Below are 1,270 nucleotides of genomic sequence, written 5' to 3' on the forward strand. Positions count from 1 at the left end.
CTAGGCAGTTTCTCTCGGATCATCGTGCTGACCAGATGAAGATGGCCGCAACGTGGAGTCCGGCCAGGTAGACGGTGGCGGTCTTCTCATAGCGGGTGGCAATGCCTCGCCACTGCTTGAGGCGGTTGATGCATCGCTCGACAGTGTTGCGCTGCTTGTATGCCTCGCGGTCGAAGGCGGGTGGCCGGCCGCCGTAGCTGCCTCGACGGAGCCGGTTTCCCTGCTGGTCGGCTGGGACCGGGATGACCGACCGAATCCCCCGTCGTCGCAGGTGTTCGCGGATGGCCCGGGAGGAGTACGCCTTGTCGGCCAGGACCACGTCCGGCCGAGTTCGAGGTCGTCCGACAGGGCGGGGAATGCGCAGTCGTGCCATCACGTCAGTGAAGGCGGGCGCATCGCCGGCCTGTCCGGCTGTGAGTACGAAGGCCAGAGGCCGGCAGTTGCCGTCGGAGGCGAGATGGATCTTTGTGGTCAGCCCGCCTCGGGAGCGGCCGATGGCGTGGTCCTCAGGTTCGTCGGCTGCAGCCCCCTTTTGCGGGCTCCAGCGGCGTGCTGGTGTGCTCGAACGACCGTGGAGTCAACAGACACCACCCAGCTCAGGTCCTCATCGGCGTCCGCCTGGCTCAGCAGGGCAGTGAACACTCGCTCCCAGGTTCCATCGATCGCCCAGTTCCGCAGCCGGCTGTAGGCGCCCTTCCACGAACCGAACTCCGCAGGCAGATCCATCCATGGAGAGCCCGTCCGGTACTTCCAGGCGATGGCATCGATCACCTGCCTGTGATCACGCCATCGTCCACCTCGGCGAGGAGTCCGGTCGGGCAACAGGGGCTCGATCCTGGCCCACTGAGCATCGGTCAACACGCCCGATACAACGACGGGCCCCCTCCGTCGCAACGCCTCAGAACCCGGCCATGGACTTGTCAAGCACTCCACCCAGCGCACCGTAGACGCTGCAGCGAACCGAGTGCCTTGCCCTGCGGCGGAGCCCGAACCCCACGATGAACGACAACGCGAAGAGCCCACCGAGGACCACCGCTACGAGCGGGTTGTAGACGAAGTACACGAAACACGCGACGCCAGTCCAGACGAGGATCGGCAGGAGCGAGCCGCGCAGCACCGTCCAGAACCTGATCCGTTCTGGCCCCGATGGCAGCACACGCTCATGCCACAACTCGATGTGGTTCCTGGTCACACAATGCTCAGGTCGCATGACACCATCCCACCACCTACAGCCCGGAGCTTGGACGGTGATCCGTAAGAAACTGCCTAG

The 1,270-nt window shown here is 65.0% G+C and carries 2 protein-coding genes; both read right to left on the bottom strand.

Translation table 11 applies throughout. The annotated features are described in order from the left end of the window. Nucleotides 1-19: 19 nt before the first annotated feature. A protein-coding gene (locus ADL08_RS35345) for an IS5 family transposase (RefSeq protein ID WP_420709591.1) occupies nucleotides 20-894 on the bottom strand; the annotation gives its coding sequence in 2 pieces (ribosomal slippage) (nucleotides 20-534 and nucleotides 534-894; 876 coding nt in all). A 4-nt stretch (nucleotides 895-898) separates the two neighbouring features. Continuing rightward, on the bottom strand, nucleotides 899-1,270 hold a 372-nt coding region (locus ADL08_RS09970), incomplete at its 5' end, for a hypothetical protein (protein WP_234352083.1).

The sequence above is a fragment of the Streptomyces sp. NRRL F-6492 genome, from assembly GCF_001280125.1.
Taxonomy (GTDB): Bacteria; Actinomycetota; Actinomycetes; order Streptomycetales; family Streptomycetaceae; genus Streptomyces.